This window comes from Mycobacterium sp., from assembly GCF_002863225.1.
Classification (GTDB): Bacteria; Actinomycetota; Actinomycetes; order Mycobacteriales; family Mycobacteriaceae; genus Mycobacterium.
Genome location: NZ_PKEK01000088.1, coordinates 1 through 18,121 on the forward strand (window position 1 = coordinate 1; position 18,121 = coordinate 18,121).

The window sequence follows — 18,121 nt, forward strand, 5'->3', positions numbered from 1 at the left end:
GCCAGATGCGGCCGTTGACACGGACAGCGGCCACCGGCCGTCGTGGCATAGCACAACGACCTGGCGCTGACCGATCAGCGACGAGAAACAGAGAACCGCGTCAAGAGATCGTGACCGGTAAGAGCGGAGGCGAGCCCGCGCGGCGGGCCACGTCCGGCCGGCACCACACGGTGGGCCAGCAAAGCCGCGACAGCGACCACTGCCACCACCAGACCCAGCGCGGCCAAGGCGGTGGACGACGAGTCCGGCAACACCGCGGCCGCGAGCTCCTCAGGATGTGCGCCCAGGGCGTCGCCGTCAACAAGGTGTGGGTGGTCGACGTTGATGGTGTATTCGCTGCCCAGTGCCGTAATCATGGCGTGCGCTGGGTGAGGCGCAGAAGCTTCGGATCGCAGTTCGAAGTGCCCGCCGATGACGAGGACCCACATCACGACTGCGGTGGCAATGGCGGCGACGGCACCGGCAGGTCGCAAGCTTCGCATTCGGCGTGCGGCTTTCAATCCCACCGACCCTGAGGAGAAAGCGCTGGGCGCCGACAGCGCAACCCTGCGGCCAGTCGCTGACAGGCGCTGAGGCAGCACGTGCCGAGCGCCAGCTCGTTGCCGCATGTACCCCATACCCCCAAAGGGTACCCCTGGGGTGTTGTTCCGGCAAGAGATGGGTCCGATGGTGGTCGCAGGCGGTCAGTTTCCCGCGGGGGCCAGTCCGTGTAGCGCGATGTCGAGGACGCTGCGGCGGGCGGTTTCTGGGTCCCAGTGATGACTGGCGCGCAGATGGATGTAGCCCCAGCCCACCATGTTGAACAACACGGTGGCGGTGACTGTCTCGGGCAACTGGCGCAGCGTTCCGTCCGCGGCGCCGTCCAAAAGCAGGCGTTCGAGCGGTTCTGCGAAGACGTCGACGGTGAGAGCGTTGGGACCGGACCGGTGGAAGGCTTCGCCGTGGGCGAGGAACATGCCGGCGAGCAGCGGTAGGTGTTGGTCGGCGGCCGCGCACATCGCCTCTAGGGCGGCGCGCAGCCGTTCTGCGGCAGTCCCGCGGCCGGTGAGCGCGGGCCAGATCGCGGTGCGGAATGTCTGAGCGGCGCGCGCGGTCAGCGCGGCGACGAGCTGATCGCGGGTGACATCGCGACGGTAGATCGTAGCCCGCGATATCCCGGCCTCGGCGGCGATACGCTCTCGCGTTGTCTCGGTCAGGCCCCACCGGGCGATGGCGGCGGCCGTCGCGTCGATAAGGCGCGGATCGATGTCGGACCCGACGATCGGCGTCTCTTGACTCTGACCCATGCGCACATCATAGTTGAGACATGTCAGTCTCATACTCGAGCATCGGTTGTGTCACACGGCCATCTGCTGGCCCGCATGAGCAGGGAATGCCCGCGGCCGCCGAATCGGCGTGGACGTTCGGGTTTGTCGACCTGGCCGGGTTCACCGCATTGACCGACGCCCACGGTGACCGGGAGGCGGTCGCGGTTGTGGACCGGTTCGAGACGATCGTCGTCGAGTCGTTGACCGCCGACGATCAGCTGGTCAAGACCATCGGTGACGCCGTCATGCTGCGGTTCGCCTCGATGACGACTGCGATCGCCGGCACCCGACGAATCTTTGCGCAGTGCATCAGCGGCGCGGGTTTTCCCGCTGCACGCGCCGGTCTGCATCACGGTCCCGCGGTGGCACGTGGTCAGGATTGGTTCGGAGCCACGGTCAACATCGCTGCCCGCCTGGCGGCCTATGGTCGCGGTGGCCAGTTGCTCGCGACCGGTGACGTCGCGGAGACCGCACGCCGCGGTGGCGTGGCGGTAACCGCGCTGGGTCCCGTGCACCTGCGCAATGTCGTTTCGCCGGTGCAGCTTTACGACATCGACGTCGGTGGCAAGGTCGCCGGTACGGTGACCGACCCGGTCTGCCGGATGCAGGTTGCCCACGTCGACGCGAGCGGCGCGTTGCGCTATCAAGGCCGCGTCTACTGGTTCTGCAGCCACGTCTGCAGCTCGAAATTCGCGGTCCGCCCCGACCGCTACACCGCCGAGAAATGAAGGGAGTCAACGGTTATGCCCAGCATGTCCAGAATTGAATCCGCGTTCTGTCGCAGCGGGCCCTGGCGCGCGGTGACCCGCCGAGTGCTGCCTTGGGCGCTGCAAGGGCTTGAACCAGTTGGAGAAGTGCTGGAGATCGGCGCCGGCAGCGGCGCCATGGCCGCCGCAGTATTGACGACCCATCCAGAAACCCGGATCACTGTCACCGACTACGACGACGCCATGGTCGCCGCCGCGACACAACGGCTCGCACCATTCGGCGCCCGCGCCACCGCCCGTCAGGCCGACGCGAACGCACTCCCGTTCGGCGACAACACATTCGACACCGTGCTGACGTTCATCATGCTGCATCACACCGTCAGCTGGGAACAGGTCCTCGCCGAGGCAACGCGCATACTCACCCCGGGCGGAACCCTGATCGGCTACGATCTGCTGTCGTCGCGGCCGACCCGCCTGCTGCATCGGCTCGAAGGCGCCCCGCACCGGCTCATCCGGCGCGGGGAGCTCGCACCAGTCCTGTATCAGCTGCCCATCCGCAATTCTCGGGTGCGGGAAAATCCGCTCCTGGTCCGGTTCACCGCGACTAAGCAGGCGAAGCCATCGTGATGGCCGGACTGGAGTGCCCCAGGATGCCCGGGGGCGCGTCAGGTCAGGGCGTGCACGGCGTAGAGCGCGATGGGGACCAGCGTAAGGCCAGCGACGGGTAGGCGGGGCTGCAGTCGCGCTGCAAAATATCCGCCGGCGAGGCGTCTAGACCGCAGGCCAGGCCCAACGGCCCCTCCGCTGCGATGGTGCCATTTGCAAACGATCCGAGCACGGGCTGCTCGGGTTGATCCTGAGGCGTCCCCTCCTGCCAGCGCTAGGATGGCCGGACGGTTCAAGGGCGCCTCAGTACAACGGGTTTCGCTATCTCACGGCCATTTCAGCGTTACGCCGCGAGCAGCTCCCACACCGGACCGGCTACGACGCCGAGCGCAAGGCTGAAGCCGGCCGCAAGTATTGCGGTGCGGGTAGACCATCTCTGCGACGTGGGGTGGGTCTCGTGTTCGGGCCGTCCGAACACCGGGATGATCCAGCGCAGATAGTAGAACAGGCTGATCACGCTGTTGATCATTACCACCACGGCCAGCCACGCTTGGCCGCCCTCCCAGGCGGCGGTCGCGGTGGTCAGTTTTCCGACGAACACCGCGGTCGGCGGGGTGCCGACCAAGCCGAGCAGCGCAACCACAAGCGCGCCGGCCAGCCAGGGCCGGGCGTGAGCCAGCCCCCGGTAGGAATCGAGGTCACGGCAGTGCGGGAGCGCGGTGCTGACCGCGAAGGCGGCGCTGTTGGTGAGGGTGTAGGCGGCCAGGTAGAACAGCAACGACGGGAACGCAAGACCGCTGCGGTGAGCGACGGTGACCGGGACGAGCAGATAACCGACCTGGCTGACGGTTGACCAACCCAAGAGTCGTCGGGGATCGGGTTGCCAATAGGCGGCCAGGTTGCCCAATGTCATACTGGTGACGGCGAATACGGCGATCAGCAGCGGCCAGGCCACGGTGTCGGGCAGCACGGTGGCCACGCGATACAGCGCGATCAGCGCGCCGATCTTGGGCACCGTGGTCAAGAATATGGCCGCGGTTCCGTTGGCGCCTTGGGCCGCGTCGGGAACCCAGAAGTGTGCGGGCACGCCGCCGGCTTCGAACATCAGCCCCGCGATCACGGCCACCAGGCCGGCCGCCACCGCTACGGCCGGTGCGTCGGCGAGCCGGGCGGCGAGTTGGTCGTAGCGGGTGACTCCGGTGACCCCGTACAGGACGGTGACCCCCAGCATCAGCGTGATGCCGAACAACGCGCCGATCAGGTAGGTTTTCATCGCCGCTTCGGCCGCCGCCGCCGAGCGCAGCAGCCCGATCAGCCCGTAGAGCGGGATGCTAGCGAGCAGGTATCCAGTTATCAGCACGAGCAGATCGTCGGCACCGGCCAGCACCAGGATGCCGGTGGTGGAAAACAGCAGCAGCGCATACGTTTCGCTTTCTCGGGCGGCGCCGCTGATTTCGTCGCCGGCCACCGCGAGAACCATCAGCACCCCGACCGCGGCCGCGATCCGCGCCAGCCCGGTGGCGGTGTCGACGGCGAAGGTGCCCTCGAACGCGGTCTGGTCCGGCGCGGCCATCCCCACCACGGCGACGGCAATGGCAGCGCAGAGCGCCACGGCGGCTACGACGCGGGCCCACCATTGTTTGTGCCGGGGCAGAAACGATCCACCGATCAAGACCACCAGGCCGCCGGCGAATATCAGCATCTCGGGCAGCATCAGCAGCGGCCGCATCCAGATCTCGGAGGTCACTCGCTATCTCCCGACCAGGCCGATGAGCGCGTGCGCGGCCGGCTCGATCAGATCCAGCAGCGGTCGCGGGAACACCCCGATTGCGACCGACAACGCCAGAAGGAGTCCGGCAGAAAGGAGTTCGGATGGATGAAGGTCGGTGAAGCCCGGCGAGTGGCCTCGCGTGTCGCCGGTGAAGACCCGCTGTAGTGCACGCAGAAACACCGCGGCGGTGATCAGGATGCCCGGTAGCGCGATCGCGGTGATCGGGGCCGTGGCGATGCTGCCGGCGAAAACCTGGAATTCGGCGATGAACCCAGAAAATGCCGGCAACCCCAAGGAGGCGAACGCGCCGACCGCGAACGCGGCGGCCAGTTTCGGTGCGGGCGCGGCCAGACCGCCGTAGGCGTCCATGTCGTAGCTGCCGGTGCGGTCGTAGAACACTCCGGCCAGCAAGAACAACGCGCCGGTGATCAGACCGTGGCTGACCATCTGCGTGACGGCACCGGTGATGGCGACCGCGCGGGCATCGGCGGTGTTCGCCGCGACGAGGCCTGCGGCGCCGACCGCCAACACGATGTAGCCCATGTGGTTCACCGAGGTGTAGGCCACCATGCGCTTGATGTCGTTCTGTGCCAATGCGACCAGGGCCCCGTAGAGCACCGACACGATGCCGACGGCGATGATCACCCATGCCCAGGCGCGCCAGGCCTGCGGCAGCATCGGCATCGCGATCCGGACAAACCCGTAGGTGCCCATCTTCAGCAGCACCCCGGCCAACACCGCCGAGCCGATGGCCGGCGCATCGGTGTGCGCCGGCGGCAGCCAGGTGTGGAACGGAACCGTGGGCGTCTTGATCGCCAGACCGAGCAGGATCGCCGCCAGGACCAGGCCACCGGCCAACGGGCTGCCGGCCAGCGGTGTGGTAGCCGCGATTTCGACCATGTCGAACGTGTGGGGATCGGCGGCGACGTAGAGGCCGATGAAGCCGACCAGCAGTGCCAGCGAACCCAGGAATGTGTAGAGGAAGAACTTCAATGCGGAGCGGCCCGCGTCGCCGTGGCCCCATCCGGCGATCACGAAGTACATCGCCACGATGGACAGGTCGAAGAACACGAAAAACAGGATCAAGTCCGCGGCGACGAACAGACCCAGACTCACGGTTTGCAGAAACAAGAACAGCGCGGCCTGTGGCCGGGGCCGGTCGCGGCTGCGCAGCGCATAGATCGCGCACGCCAGGAAAATGACCGCGGTCATCACCACCAGCGGCAGCGACAATCCGTCGACACCGAGGTGATAGCTGCTGTTGACGCCCGGGATCCACCGGGCCCGTTCCTCGAACGCCAGACCGTTGCGGCGCGGCGTGTCATAGCGTGCCCACACCAGGACTGTTAGCGCCACATCCGCGGCGGTGACGAGAACCCACAGCCATCGGGCCGCGGCATCGCGGCTGCCCGGCAAGGCCAGCACAACCAGCGCGGCGGCCAGCGGCAGAAAGATGACCAGACTCAGCACAATTCACCTCACCGCCACAACAAGCAGGACACCGAACATCAGCACGACCACAGCCGCGAGGTAATACTGGTGCAGCTGACCGGTCTGCGGTTTGCGCGCCAGCTCACCAAGCCGACGCATCCGCGCCGCCACCGCCTCCACCGCCGCGTCGACACCGCGGTCGTCGATGCTGGCCGCCCGCCGGGCGGCGCGCAGCGAGCCGCCCGCGATCCGGTGCACAGCTCGGTCGAGAACCTCATCGTCGAACCGGGCCAGCAGGTCAGCCAGACGCAGCGTCGGGCGAACCACCACCGCGTGAGCGGCCTGTTCTAAGCCCAGCCATCCGGCGGCCCACCGCGGCTCGGGCACCCCCCAGCGCACCACCGCCGCGACGACAAGAAGTGCCAACAGCGCCGAGGCTGCCAGTTCGGGCACCGTCGCATGCGTTGTGAGGCCGTTATCCAGAGCACGGCTCAACGCCGAGGAAATCGGCGGCAACGCCAGCACACCGGCCACCGCAGCGCCGACGGCCAGAACCACCACGGGCAGCTTGTCAAAAGCAGTGAGCGCGTGAGATTTCCGTGGTTCCGGTTCCCCGGCCGGCGACGGGGCGCGCCACAGCGCAACGAGGATCTTCGCCGCGTAGGCTGCCGAGAGCGCGGCGGCGACCAATCCGGCCGCATACAGGGCGGGGGAGTGCTCAAGCGCGACCGCCAGCACCGCATCCTTTGTCGCCCACAGCGACAGCGGCGGGATTCCCGCCAGGGCGACGGCGCAGACGGTGGCCGACCAGCCGACCAGCGGCCATCGCCGAGCCACACCGTGCAGCTCGTCGAGCTGTTTGGTGCCCAGCAGCGAAAGCCACGCTCCGGCGGCCAAAAACAGCCCGGCCTTGGTGAATGCGTGGGCGACCAGCTGCGCGGCGCCGCCGCTGACCGCGCCCACCCCGGCTGCCATCACCACGAACCCGAGCTGCGCCGCCGTCGAGGCGGCGAGCAGTTGTTTGAGGTCGCGCTGGGCCACCGCGACAGCACCCAGCAGCACCGCGGTCGCCGCACCGGCCCACGCCGCCACCTCAGCAGCCCACCCGGTGGCCGCCAGCAACGGCTCAACCCGCAGTAGCAGGTACGCGCCCATGGCCACCATCGCCGCCGAGTGCAGCAACGCGCTGACCGGACTGGGGCCCGCCATCGCCTGGGAGAGCCAGAACGAGAACGGCAGCTGTGCGGCCTTACCGAGCGCGGCGACGACCACCCCGGCCGCAATGACGTTGCGCCACACGGTGCTTGCGTGGGGCAGATCCGCCAACGCCAGACCCGCGCCGCCGGCAAGCGCGGCCCCGGCGGCGATGTAGAGACCGAGATCGGCGGTACGGGTAGTGACAAACGCGGTGAGCCCGGCCGACACCCGAAACTCGTCGCGCCACCAGAACCCGATCAACGCATACGACGCCGCCCCCATCACCTCCCACGCCAGCAGCAACGCCGGCAGTGTCCCGGCGGTCGCGGTCAGCACCGCGGCGGAGGCGAACAACAGCATCAAACCGTGGAATCGGCTCGACGCCTCGCGAATGTCCCCGACGGCGAACACCAGCACCAGAAACGTCACCACGGCGACGGCGGGAACCACCACCGCCGCCAGGGTGTCCACGGTCAGCGCGAATTGCGCACCGGCGAGGAACGACACGCTGACGGTAGGACGAGTCACCGCCGCCATGATCGCCAGCGCCACTGCGGCCGCCGACGTCGCCACCGATATCGCGGCGGCGTATCGCTCCGCGCGGCGGGCAAGCAGCAACGCCGCCCCGCCCACGGCGGGAACGAGGATCAGCAGCCACAGCACCAGCTGTTCCGGCGTAATCACCGCGTTCATCGGGAAAGGTCGGCGGCCATGTCGGTCATGTCGGCCTGGCGTTCGCGATGCAGCAATGTGGCCACCGCGAAGCCCATCGCCATCTCCACCGTCATGGCGGCGATGATCACCAGCAGCAGCACCTGACCGGCCGATGCGGGCGCGAGGAACCACCAAAACCCGCCCGCGGCCAGGATGATCGCGTTGATCATCAACTCAAGGCCCATCATCACCATGACCACGACCTGCTGCGACAGCGCGCCGTAGAGTCCGACACTGAATATAGCGGCCGCCACCAGCAGCACGGTCTGCAGTGTCATCGCCCAACTCCCCCCGGCTGCGGATCGTGGGCGGGTCTGTGCTTGAGGTCGTCGCCGAATCGGTCATAGCGGCCCCGGTGGGCTGCCAGGACGATCCCGGCGACGATGGTGGCCACCATCACCGGGCTGATCACCGCCATGGCCAGCATCTTGGGGCCCATCAATTCCTCGCCGAGCGCGACAGTGACGTCCGGCGGGGGTGCGCCGCGTCGTGACGGCCAGTCGGCCAGCATTATTCCGGTCGCCAGCACGACGAAGGATCCCACCGCCGCGGCCAGCGCCCGTCGGTTGTCGTGCACCATGCTCATCGGCATCAGCGCCGGATTCATGCCCATGAACATGACCATGTAGACCGCCATCACCGCCATCTCCATCACCATCATCAAGATGGTCACCATGCCGATGTAGTTCTGCTGCAACAAAAGCACTACGACGCCGACGGCGATGAACGAGACGGCCAGCGCATAGGTGGCCCGCGCCATCGAATTGACGATGAAGACCGCAGCCCCGGCCACCACCGCGATCACGGCGGCGACCCAGTAGATGATGTCAACGATCATGCGTCAGTTCCTCACTGCGATAACGGCCACGACGAGATCTTGGCCGAGGGTGAGCGGCAACAGCACCAGCCAGCCGACCTCCATGAATTTGTCGGGCCGCAAAGCTGGAAGGCGCCCACGCAGCCACACGAACACCGACAGCAGCGCGATGGTCTTGATCAGGACCCACAGGCAGCCCGGTACCAGCGGCCCGGCGCCGCCGCCGAGGAACATCGGCACAGCGAACGCGGCACCCGCGGCCAGCAGGGCGTAGCGGCCGGCCTGAAAAACAAGGCGATCCACGCCGGACAGCTCGGCAGTGACACCGCCGGCGATATCGTCGCCCAGCGCCGGGCTGAACGGACCCCACACCGAAAACGCGATTACGCCAAGGCAATACACGGCGAAAGCGACCGGCATCCACACCGCGAACCACAACCCACGCTGGGCGGAGACCAGATCGGCCACCCGAAGACTCTGGGCGGCGATGGCCGGCGCGACGAGCGCGAACATCAGCGGCAGCTCATAGCCGAGACCATGGGCGAGGAAGCGATAACCCCCAACAAGGGAATGCGCGGAGTTGGGACCCCAACCGGCAAGCCACACCAACGCCCACACCATCACATCCATCGCGTTGAACCACACCACGCCGACATCGAAATCAAACAGTGTCCAGCGCCCCAGCGGCACCACCGTCACCATCAGGCACGCGACGACGATCAGTCCGCCACCACCGATCCGCCACAGCAACGTGTCGGCGGCCACGATGGTGCGGCGACGCTGCCGCATCAGCCGAGCGACCTCGACCACCGCGGTGCCCGCACCACCCGCACGCATACCGGTGCCGCGGGCGGTGAGCACACCGTCGAGGGTCGCCGCATAAAGGCCGAGGCCCATCACGATTGCCGCCCCGGCCAGCGCCCATACCCCGGGCACCGTCGTGATCGAGACGTCAGCCATGGCGACCGTCTGTGGGTGCTGTGTCGATACCAAGGCTGGCGATCGCCAGCCGCGCCGTCGCGAGGTCGAGGGCACTCACCAGATGCGGCAGCACGTCGACGGCCCTGGTCGAAGACGCATGGAACTCGTTGAGCGCCAAAGGATTGAACAACCCTTGCCGGGCCAGGTCGACCCGCGTGAGCAGCCGGTCGTAACAATCGCCGGCCAGGGCGGCCGGCAACTCGAGGCGCTCGCAGTCCTCGGCGGTCAACGATGCGATGTCGCGTAACGACCAGCGCAGCAGGCGCGACCCGCGAAGCCTGTCGTGCAAGCTGTCGAGCAGGGACCGACCGTGTGCGACCGTTGGTTCTGCCAGCAGCGCGTCTCGCGCCGTGCGCGCGATTGCTGCCGCGCGCGGCAATCCAGCCAGCGCCAACAGATCGACCACGTGATCGCACTGCCGCGCCGCGGCGTCATCCCGCGATTCGGGGGCCGGATTGCGGTTGCCGGAGGCAGTGTCAACGACCCACGCCTCGGCTTCCGTGAGCACGTCGCCCTGCAGCGAGCACCGAACCACCAGCCCCGCGGGCCAGTAGCGGAGCACCGGGCCCAGGCGCACATGCAGCACGTCCATATCCAAACCGTCGCGGTCGTCGCCGCCTTCGGCCAGTGCGATTCCCGCCGGTGCCATATCCATGTCGCCGTGGTCCATGTGCTGGTGGTCGCCGTGACCCGCGTGCCCGTGGTGGCCGTGCTCCATGGCGCCTTGATTTATGTGTTGGTGGTGGCTGTGTTCGTCGTGCTGGCTTACACCGTGGTCGATGCCGCCGTGGTCGACATGCCCGTGCTCGCTGTGGTCCATGCCAGCGTGGTTCATCTGGTCGTGGCCACCATGATCGTTGCTGTCGTGATCAGCGCTCAAGCCCGGCGATTGGGCGCGTTCCCGAGCGTCGTTGCGGTGCATGTCAATATCGAGCAACTGCGCGGCGGCCCGATCCAGGGCCGGCTCCACCATTTCCGAATCGGGCAGGTCGATGCGGACCCGGGGCCCCGGTAGCTGATCCCAGACCCGGCCGATCGCCTCGCTCAAATCGGGTCCGGGCAGACCGCAGACCGCCAATACGTCGGCGTCGGCCGGTGATGTAGCCGCACACCACCCGCGGGCACCAAGCCGGCGCTCAGTCTCCGCGCGTACCGCCCAGTATCCGGGGGTCTCCACGATGAGGACATGCGCCCGCCGAGTTGCATATCGGGCCAATCGCTGTGTCAGACCCATCGCAGTGCGCCTTCGCGCCATGCCCACGTCACGGCCACGAGCAGCGCCGCCAAAAACAGGAACATTTCGGTGATCGCGGTCGCACCCATTTTCGCGACGACCACCGCCCATGGGTACATGAACAACATCTCGACATCGAAGGCCAGGAAGACGAGCGTCGCCAGATACCACCGCACGTGATAACGCGACAATGCGTGTTCCGCCGGTGCCCACCCGGACTGAAACGGCAGCGCGGTCAGCGCTCTCGGGCTCGCGGCAGTGATCCGGTGCAGCCCATAGAGGGCCACGACCGCAGCAACGGAACCCATCAGCATCCACGCCACGCCCGCATACATCGCGGCTCCTATTCTGTTCAGTTGTTCAAAGCCAAGACAATCCCGACGCCTGCCGTGTCCGCGCGTCAGGTTCGCGGCCATACCGCCGACCGTGGGCCTTCGGCGCCAGCTGGCACGCCATATTGATCCGTACAACTCGGTTTGTCGCACCATACCCTGCCGGGGTACCGATTAGGCTTATGCGGTCGTGGTCATCGACCAGCCCGACGCCACCGATCTAGCGTGGCCTGATCCGCTTGTCAAAGTCGGTCCTTACCGATTCGCGCTTGCGAGCATCGCGCTTAGCTCGCTGCAAGCTCCACCACCTTGCCGGTGCCGTTGTCGGCGACGAGTACTTTCTTCGTTTCGGTCCCCACCGCAACGGCCACCGGGTGGTCGCCGGTGAACGGCAGCACCGTTGGGGCGCTCGACCCGGGATCCAGCTTCACCACCTTATCGCCCTCGTGGTCTGTGACGTAGACAGCGCCGGCGGTGTCCACCGCGATACCCGAAGGCACAGTGAGGCCCGTGATGGGCAGCACGGTCGGGGTGCTTGACCCGGGATCCACCTTCAGCACCTTGTCGTTGTCGGAGTCGGTCACATAGACGGTGCCGGCGCCGTCCACCGCCACACCGTCTGGATGATTGAGGCCGGTGAACGGCAGATCAGTCTGTGTGTTCGACTTCATGTCCAGCTTGACCACTCTGTTGTTGCCCCGATCGGCCACGTAGACGTTGCCGGCAGCATCCACCGCGACCCCCTGCGGGAAATTGAGGCCGGTAATGGGCAGCTCTGACGGGGTTTGCAATCCGGCCGCCAACTTCACCACCCTGTTGTTGAAGTCGGCGACGTACACGGTGCCGTTGGCGTCGACCGCCAGTCCCTGCGGCTGGTAAAGGCCGGTGAACGGCAGCACGGCCGGGGCTTGCGACCCCGACGCTAATTTCACCACCCGCCCATACATTCCCTGACTGGTGACGTACACGCTGCCAACGTTATCCAGCGCTACCCCGCCTGGGGAGAAGGGGAAGTCGAGCCCAGGGAACAGCAGCTCGGTTTGCCCGGACGCCGACCTCGATGGGCCGGGTCCCCGCGTTACCAAATACCCCGCGACACCGACGGCAACAACGACCAGCAGTGCGGCAGCGCCGGCGAGAATCCGCTTGCGTTTGCGGTCGGGCTTCGCGTTGGCGCCGGGGGATTGACTAAAATCCGGTGAGCCCGCAGCACTGGCGGTTGGTGGGCTGTTGGGTCGGTGTCGCCAGCTACCAGTGCCGGCGACAGGCGGTGTCTGCCCCGGCTGGATAGTGGACGAGCTTGACATTCGGGACCACGCCCTGGCCTGCGTGAGGGCGTCGGCGCTGGCCAGCCCGGTATCTGTGACATTGGTCGGCAGCGTCGCTTTCTCACCGCGCTGCACGATCGCAGCCGCTTGGCCCTGCTCGGCTGTGGTGAGTGCTTCGTGGGCGGCGGTGGCCAGTTCACCGGCGCTGCGATACCGCTCTGCGGGGATTTTCGCCATGCCTCTGGCGATCACCGCATCGAGAGCCACCGGAACCTTTCCGGGGCGCAGCTGGCTGGGCCTCGGGGCAGGCTCTGTCAAATGGGCGCCGACCGCCCGTTCGATGCTGTCGGCCCGATACGGAGGTGACCCGATCAGACACTCGGCCAACACACACGCCAGCGAGTAGACATCGGCGCGATAGGTGATCTCGCCGCCGGTGAAGCGCTCCGGAGCCATGTAGTTGTAGCTTCCGATCACCGTCCCGGTGTGGGTCAAAGCGGAATCGGCTGCGGCGCGGGCGATACCGAAATCCACCAGGTAGGCGAAGTCGTCGCCTGTGATCAGGATGTTTTCCGGTTTGACATCGCGGTGCGTCACGCCGCTAGCGTGCGCGGCGTCGAGCACGGCGGCGACCTGTCGCACGATGGCCACCGCCCGTGCCGGCGTCAGCGGACCCTCGGCCGCCATCATGCTGTGCAGGGAAACGCCGTCGATCAGGCGCATGTCCAAATAGAGCTGCCCGCCGATCTCGCCGTAATCGTGGATCGGCACGGCATGCGGCTCGGTCAGCCTTCCCGCGGCGTCGGCCTCGCGTTGCATCCGTTCGCGAAACACCGGGTCGGCGGAGACGTGCGGCGAGATCAGCTTGAGCGCCACCACCCGGTGTTTGCGGGTGTCCTCGGCCTCGTACACCTCGCCCATCCCGCCGCGACCGAGCAGCCGCAGCAGCCGATAGGGCCCGAAAAGTGACCCCACCCGCGAACCCGGCTCACTGCTTGGCATCGAACTCCTTCATGTCGTCACGAGATGGCGTTCACCGCTGCCGCTAGCCGCGACTGCAGCCAGCCCGGTGGCGGGATGGATCCATATTGGGCCAAGCCATCTTGGCCGGGACCGATCATCGCCTGCATGAATGCCCTTACCGCGGTTCCCGTCTCGGCCTCCGGATACTTTGAGCAAACGATTTCATAGGTCGGCTCCACGATCGGGTACGCACCCGGCTGCGTCGGGTTGTAAAACGATGATGTGTCCAACACCAAGTCATTGCCTTGGCCCGTAATCCGGGCTCCGGCAATTGTTTTGCCGGCCGACTCGGCAGTGATGGACACCGGTTCGGGACCCGCTGACGTGACGATCCGGGCCATGTTCAACTGTTTGCCCAACGCAAACGACCACGCGGTGTAGGTGATCGATCCGTCGGTGGCTTGCAGGGTCGCCGTCACGCCATCATCCCCGTCGGCGCCGGCACCGACGCCCCCCTGGAAGGTCTCGCCATGGCCTTTACCCCAGACACCGGCGGATGCGGCATCGAGGTATTGCTGGAAGTTGGCTGAATTACCGGATTGGTCATTGCGGAAGATGACGTGAATAGGCGTCGAAGGCAGGTTGGTACCTGCATTGAGCGCCTTGATCACCGGGTCATCCCAGCTGGTGATGCTGCCGTTGAAGATCTTCGCCATCGCGGGCGCATCCAGATTCAGCGACTTCACGCCGCTGACGTGGTAGGTGATCGCGATTGGTTGAAACACCGCCGGCAGCTCCCACGCCGGGGACCCACATCGCGCAGACGCCTTATTGGGCTCACCCGTCGACGGGTCCATCGGCACACCAGAACCCGCCAAATCTGTGTCGTTCTTGATGAACTGCTCCACGCCGGCGCCGGAGCCGTTTGCGTTGTAGTCCAACGCGTGACCTGGGCACACATGGGAATAGACGTAAACAAACCGTTGTATCGCGTTCTGCTGCGCGGTCGCGCCGGCGCCGCCGAGCTCCTTCTTGCCGCCGCAGTCCACTTTCACCGACGATCCTGAAGAATTGTTCGTATTGCCACCGCACGCCGACAGCACCACTGCGCAAGCCACTAGCAGGCTCAAGACGCCGGTTCGGGTGAGTCGCACAGAACTCCTCTCAGAAGAAAAGCTGCGTCCACACGCGGTGCACAAGCCGGACCCGGGTTGTCGGTGTGTTTGTCAGCATACGGGCGGACGAACGCGGGCAACTGATCCTTCCGCACCCGATCCCGTCCCTGGTGGGAATTGCGAGGGCTCGTTGGTACATGCGAGGAAGGGCGGATGCTCGGCACGTTGCCGCAGGGCGCAGTCTGCTGCACCTACGCGACACCTTCACCGACAGTGCTTTTCTGAACTGGACCGATAGATGCGTAAGGAACACCAATCATCCCAGCTCAGAGGGCGCTTTCTTTTGTTCCGCCACCCCAACAGCGCATTCGCGTCGGTGGATCGGAGCTAAGTAGAGCTGGCTCTTTCGCCCGCGGCCACCACGGTTTTCGGGGTGCGCTGGGAACCCGATGCAGCCAGCGGCAAGGTGACGGTGAACGCGGCGCCTTTGCCGATGCCGTCGCTGGCCGTGGCGACGCGTCCGTTGTGGGCCTCGACCAGAGCCTTGACGATGGCTAGTCCGATTCCGCCTCCACCGTAGCCCCTGTCGCGGGCGAGATCGGCTCGATAGAACCGTTCGAACACATGGGGTAGGTGTTCGGCGGGGATGCCCTCACCGCTGTCGACGACCGAAAGCGTAAGCTCAGCGCCGTTCACAGCCGCGCGGACTTCGACGCGGCCTCCCGGCGGCGTGTGGCGCAGCGCGTTGTCAAGCAGGTTCCCTAGGACCTGAGATAGCCGTTGCGGGTCCCCCCACAGCGAGGGCAGGTTCGCAGGTGACGTGGCGACTAGTTCGACATGTTTGCTCCGATAGCGTTCTTGCGCGGCCGTCACGGCAGCATCGATCAGCTCGCGCACGTTGATCCAGTCAAAGGCCATCGAGAAGGCACTCTCTTCGGCTTGGGCAAGTGCAGCAGTGTCCTCGGAGAACCGCACTAGCCGCCGGGTCTGGTCGCGCAGCATCGCGGTGGTCTGCGGGGTCAGCGACCGCACCCCGTCTTCGAGCGCGTCCACATAGGCCTCCAGCACCGAGACGGGGGTGCGGATCTCGTGGGCCAGGTCGCCGAACAACTGGCGCCGGGTAGCGTCGACGGTCTGTAGCCGGGCCGCCATCTGGTTGAACGAGTCAACGAGCGTGTCGAAATCCTCGTCGAGGCGGATAGGTGAAACCCGGATGTCGTATCGGCCGCGGGCGACCTCGGTCGCAGCGGCGGCGACCTCGGTGACCGACCGTTGCAGCCGACGGCTTACATACCAACTGACCGCGAGCGCCAGTAGTGCGGAAATGGCGAGGGCGCCGCCGACGGCGTAGGTGGTGGCGTATCTGTAGGCGTGGCCGGCGTGTATCTCTAAAAAGGAGCCGACGGGCACGGCCTGATGCATGTGTTCCTGGAAAAGCCGCGGACCGACGACGGCGGCAATCGCCCAGGTGGCCATCGCTCCGACGGCGAGCACCAATGCCTGGGCGAGCAGTAGGCGCAGCCCGATGCCGGGCCGACGCAAGAACCGGCGCGGCGTAGCACCCGGTGTGGTGTTGTCACTCATTGGCAAATTCCCATCCGTATTCGACGCCGGTCACGGCGATGGTCGATCGCGGCCCAATTGCTCGTCGCCGTGCTCAACTGTGAGCGGAGAACCTTGCCGAGCCGGTCCAGACCAGGTGATCATTCCTCACCAAGGTCTAACGCGGGTCAAACCTGTTGTCGTGTTTTGTGAGAGGCGACTCGGTCGACTGCCCTTCTGAGTCGCAGTTTAGGCATTCCGCAAGAGTCACGTTGCATCCTGGCAAGAAGTGCACGAAGGCGACGAACTGAAATGACTGCCTGCTAGCCGGCCGTGGCCTCAGCGCCGACGTCCCCGCTCCCTGGCTGCATTGTGCGCGGTCGGCGCAGCATCGCGAGGATGCGAGCGACGAGTTCGCGGGGCCTGAAGGGCTTGGTCACATAGTCGTCGGCGCCCACCGACAATCCGATCAGTGTGTCCGCCTCGCTGTCGCGGGCAGTCAACATCACAACATAGGCATCGGAGAAGGTGCGTAGCTGGCGGCAGGCTTCAATGCCGTCCATCCCCGGCAAGCCCAGGTCCAGGACAACGACATCAGGGCGAAACGCACGGGCCAAAGTGAGCGCATCGGACCCGTCGTGAGCGATACATACTTCGAACTGCTCATGCTCGAGATAACTGGCGACCACTCCGGCTAGCGAAACTTCGTTGTCGACCACCAATGCCCGATGGCCTGCGCCGGTCACCGAAGTCTGCGGCACTGTTTCCATCCGTCCATAATGCCTGCTGCGATCGTGCTGTACCAGTTTTCCAGCGCTTGAGCGATGTCGAGGGAATCTTCGCACGTTCTGCGCTGGTGTCGCGGCGATCGTCTTTTACCGGGAACCGGTCGGTGTCCTCGGATTTTATGACTAAATTCATACTGAGCTTGCTTCTGCCGTGCGAGCTCTCACCGCCCTGCTGCGGCTCCGGTTCTCCTCACCGGTGAGAATGACTCGCGCAATACTCTGGGGGGGTAAGTTGGTACCAATGATGCGCGGTGATCTCGCCACCCCCGGTCGGCTCGCTGCTTCGTTGACCGCCAAACAGATTTTGTGCCGGTTATGCATCACTCGTCGCTGAACGGTCATCGTCAGACCGGTGGCTCTGCTGCCATCACCGTTGGTGACTGCCGTCATTGTCAGCTGCCGCGCGGCGCCGCGGCTTTCACGCAGAAGCGACGACCACATGAATCCTGCTCTATCTCCTGAGAACAACCGACCTATAGCGTCCCAGCCAGTTGCGTTGGGCACGCAGGGACGGGCGAACACGATCGTCGGCACCACGCCGGTGTTGCGGGTGTCCGCGCCGTTCAGTGACCCGGACCGCGGCTTCTGGGCCAAGCTCGAGGGACTCAATCCTGGTGCGATGAAGGACCGCCCCGCGCTGCACATGGTGGAACAAGCCCGGGCGCGCGGAGACCTGCTGCCCGGTGCGCGAATCGTTGAATCCACCAGCGGCACCATGGGCCTGGGTTTGGCGCTGGCCGGGACCGTCTACGGACATCCTGTCACTGTGGTCACCGATCCCGGCATGGAACCGATCATCGAGCGCATGCTCACTGCCTACGGCGCCCACCTCGATCTGGTCGCCGAGCCTCATCCGGTCGGTGGGTGGCAGCAGGCGCGCAAGGACCGGGTCGCCGAGCTGTTGGCCGAAGATCCGCATGCCTGGTATCCCGACCAGTACAACAACCCCGACAACGTGGACGCCTACCGACCGCTGGCAATGGAGATGATTTCCCAACTGGGGAATATCGACGTACTGGTGTGCTCGGTGGGAACCGGTGGACATTCGGCAGGGATTTCGCGGGTGCTGCGCGAACACAACCCTGACCTGAAGCTGATCGGCGTGGACACCATCGGCTCCACCATCTTCGGGCAACCAGCCGCCAGCCGACTGATGCGCGGCCTCGGGTCAAGCATTTATCCCGGGAACGTGGACTATCCAGGCTTCAACGAAGCACACTGGGTTGCCCCTGCAGAGGCGGTATGGGCATGTCGTGCCCTAGCTTCGACCCACTACGTCAGCGGCGGCTGGAGTGTGGGCTCGGTCGCACTTGTCGCAGGCTGGGCCGTCCGAACACACCCGCGCGGC

Annotated in this window: 17 protein-coding genes and 1 pseudogene; 4 read left to right on the forward strand and 14 right to left on the reverse strand. The window is 66.1% G+C overall.

Going from position 1 to position 18,121, the window contains the following annotated elements; translation table 11 throughout:
• Positions 1-74 precede the first annotated feature (74 nt).
• Both CYU59_RS24910 and CYU59_RS24915 read right to left on the reverse strand, forming a co-directional pair.
• Positions 75-482, reverse strand: coding sequence for a hypothetical protein (locus CYU59_RS24910; protein WP_293003928.1), 408 nt, complete (start codon positions 480-482; stop codon positions 75-77).
• 201 nt (positions 483-683) lie between these two features.
• Positions 684-1,286: a TetR/AcrR family transcriptional regulator gene (locus CYU59_RS24915; RefSeq protein WP_293003930.1), complete on the reverse strand. Its 603-nt coding sequence runs from the start codon at positions 1,284-1,286 to the stop codon at positions 684-686.
• An 86-nt stretch (positions 1,287-1,372) separates the two neighbouring features.
• Here CYU59_RS24915 and CYU59_RS24920 point away from each other — a divergent pair, with 86 nt between their 5' ends.
• Positions 1,373-2,035, forward strand: coding sequence for a YHS domain-containing protein (locus CYU59_RS24920; protein ID WP_293003932.1), 663 nt, complete (start codon positions 1,373-1,375; stop codon positions 2,033-2,035).
• 24 nt (positions 2,036-2,059) lie between these two features.
• Complete coding sequence (locus CYU59_RS24925; protein ID WP_293003934.1) at positions 2,060-2,641, forward strand: class I SAM-dependent methyltransferase; 582 nt, start codon at positions 2,060-2,062, stop codon at positions 2,639-2,641.
• A 322-nt stretch (positions 2,642-2,963) separates the two neighbouring features.
• Here the strand turns inward: CYU59_RS24925 and CYU59_RS24930 are convergent, their stop codons facing one another.
• The 7 genes from CYU59_RS24930 to CYU59_RS24960 are packed head-to-tail and all read right to left on the reverse strand — an operon-like array spanning position 2,964 to position 10,186.
• Positions 2,964-4,349, reverse strand: a complete 1,386-nt coding sequence (locus CYU59_RS24930; protein ID WP_293003956.1) for an NADH-quinone oxidoreductase subunit N — start codon at positions 4,347-4,349, stop codon at positions 2,964-2,966.
• Between the two features lie 21 nt (positions 4,350-4,370).
• Positions 4,371-5,861, reverse strand: a complete 1,491-nt coding sequence (locus tag CYU59_RS24935; protein ID WP_293003936.1) for an NADH-quinone oxidoreductase subunit M — start codon at positions 5,859-5,861, stop codon at positions 4,371-4,373.
• A 3-nt stretch (positions 5,862-5,864) separates the two neighbouring features.
• Complete coding sequence (locus tag CYU59_RS24940; RefSeq protein WP_293003938.1) at positions 5,865-7,712, reverse strand: proton-conducting transporter membrane subunit; 1,848 nt, start codon at positions 7,710-7,712, stop codon at positions 5,865-5,867.
• A complete protein-coding gene (locus tag CYU59_RS24945; RefSeq protein ID WP_293003940.1) occupies positions 7,709-8,011 on the reverse strand; it encodes an NADH-quinone oxidoreductase subunit K in 303 nt (100 codons plus the stop codon). The genes CYU59_RS24940 and CYU59_RS24945 overlap by 4 nt, the downstream gene beginning before the upstream one ends.
• The gene (locus tag CYU59_RS24950) at positions 8,008-8,571 is read right to left on the reverse strand and encodes an NADH-quinone oxidoreductase subunit J (protein WP_293003942.1); all 564 of its coding nucleotides are present in this window, start codon (positions 8,569-8,571) and stop codon (positions 8,008-8,010) included. The genes CYU59_RS24945 and CYU59_RS24950 overlap by 4 nt, the downstream gene beginning before the upstream one ends.
• Positions 8,572-8,574: 3 nt before the next feature.
• The gene (locus CYU59_RS24955; RefSeq protein ID WP_293003944.1) at positions 8,575-9,510 is read right to left on the reverse strand and encodes a complex I subunit 1 family protein; all 936 of its coding nucleotides are present in this window, start codon (positions 9,508-9,510) and stop codon (positions 8,575-8,577) included.
• Complete coding sequence (locus tag CYU59_RS24960) at positions 9,503-10,186, reverse strand: hypothetical protein (protein ID WP_293003946.1); 684 nt, start codon at positions 10,184-10,186, stop codon at positions 9,503-9,505. The genes CYU59_RS24955 and CYU59_RS24960 overlap by 8 nt, the downstream gene beginning before the upstream one ends.
• A 6-nt stretch (positions 10,187-10,192) precedes the next feature.
• Between CYU59_RS24960 and CYU59_RS24965 the strand changes: the two genes are divergently transcribed.
• Complete coding sequence (locus CYU59_RS24965; RefSeq protein ID WP_293003948.1) at positions 10,193-10,546, forward strand: hypothetical protein; 354 nt, start codon at positions 10,193-10,195, stop codon at positions 10,544-10,546.
• Between the two features lie 209 nt (positions 10,547-10,755).
• Here the strand turns inward: CYU59_RS24965 and CYU59_RS24970 are convergent, their stop codons facing one another.
• The 5 genes and pseudogenes from CYU59_RS24970 to CYU59_RS24990 all read right to left on the reverse strand — a co-directional run.
• Entirely contained in the window at positions 10,756-11,100 is a 345-nt protein-coding gene (locus tag CYU59_RS24970; RefSeq protein ID WP_293003958.1) for an NADH-quinone oxidoreductase subunit A, read from the reverse strand.
• A gap of 281 nt (positions 11,101-11,381) precedes the next feature.
• Entirely contained in the window at positions 11,382-13,367 is a 1,986-nt protein-coding gene (locus tag CYU59_RS24975; protein ID WP_293003950.1) for a serine/threonine-protein kinase PknD, read from the reverse strand.
• 17 nt (positions 13,368-13,384) lie between these two features.
• Positions 13,385-14,482, reverse strand: a complete 1,098-nt coding sequence (gene pstS, locus CYU59_RS24980; RefSeq protein WP_293003952.1) for a phosphate ABC transporter substrate-binding protein PstS — start codon at positions 14,480-14,482, stop codon at positions 13,385-13,387.
• A 348-nt stretch (positions 14,483-14,830) separates the two neighbouring features.
• Positions 14,831-16,027: a HAMP domain-containing sensor histidine kinase gene (locus tag CYU59_RS24985; RefSeq protein WP_293003954.1), complete on the reverse strand. Its 1,197-nt coding sequence runs from the start codon at positions 16,025-16,027 to the stop codon at positions 14,831-14,833.
• Between the two features lie 332 nt (positions 16,028-16,359).
• Positions 16,360-16,755, reverse strand: a pseudogene (locus tag CYU59_RS24990) (response regulator); the annotation flags it as partial.
• Between the two features lie 457 nt (positions 16,756-17,212).
• Here CYU59_RS24990 and CYU59_RS24995 point away from each other — a divergent pair.
• On the forward strand, positions 17,213-18,121 hold a 909-nt coding region (locus CYU59_RS24995; protein ID WP_293003960.1), incomplete at its 3' end, for a PLP-dependent cysteine synthase family protein.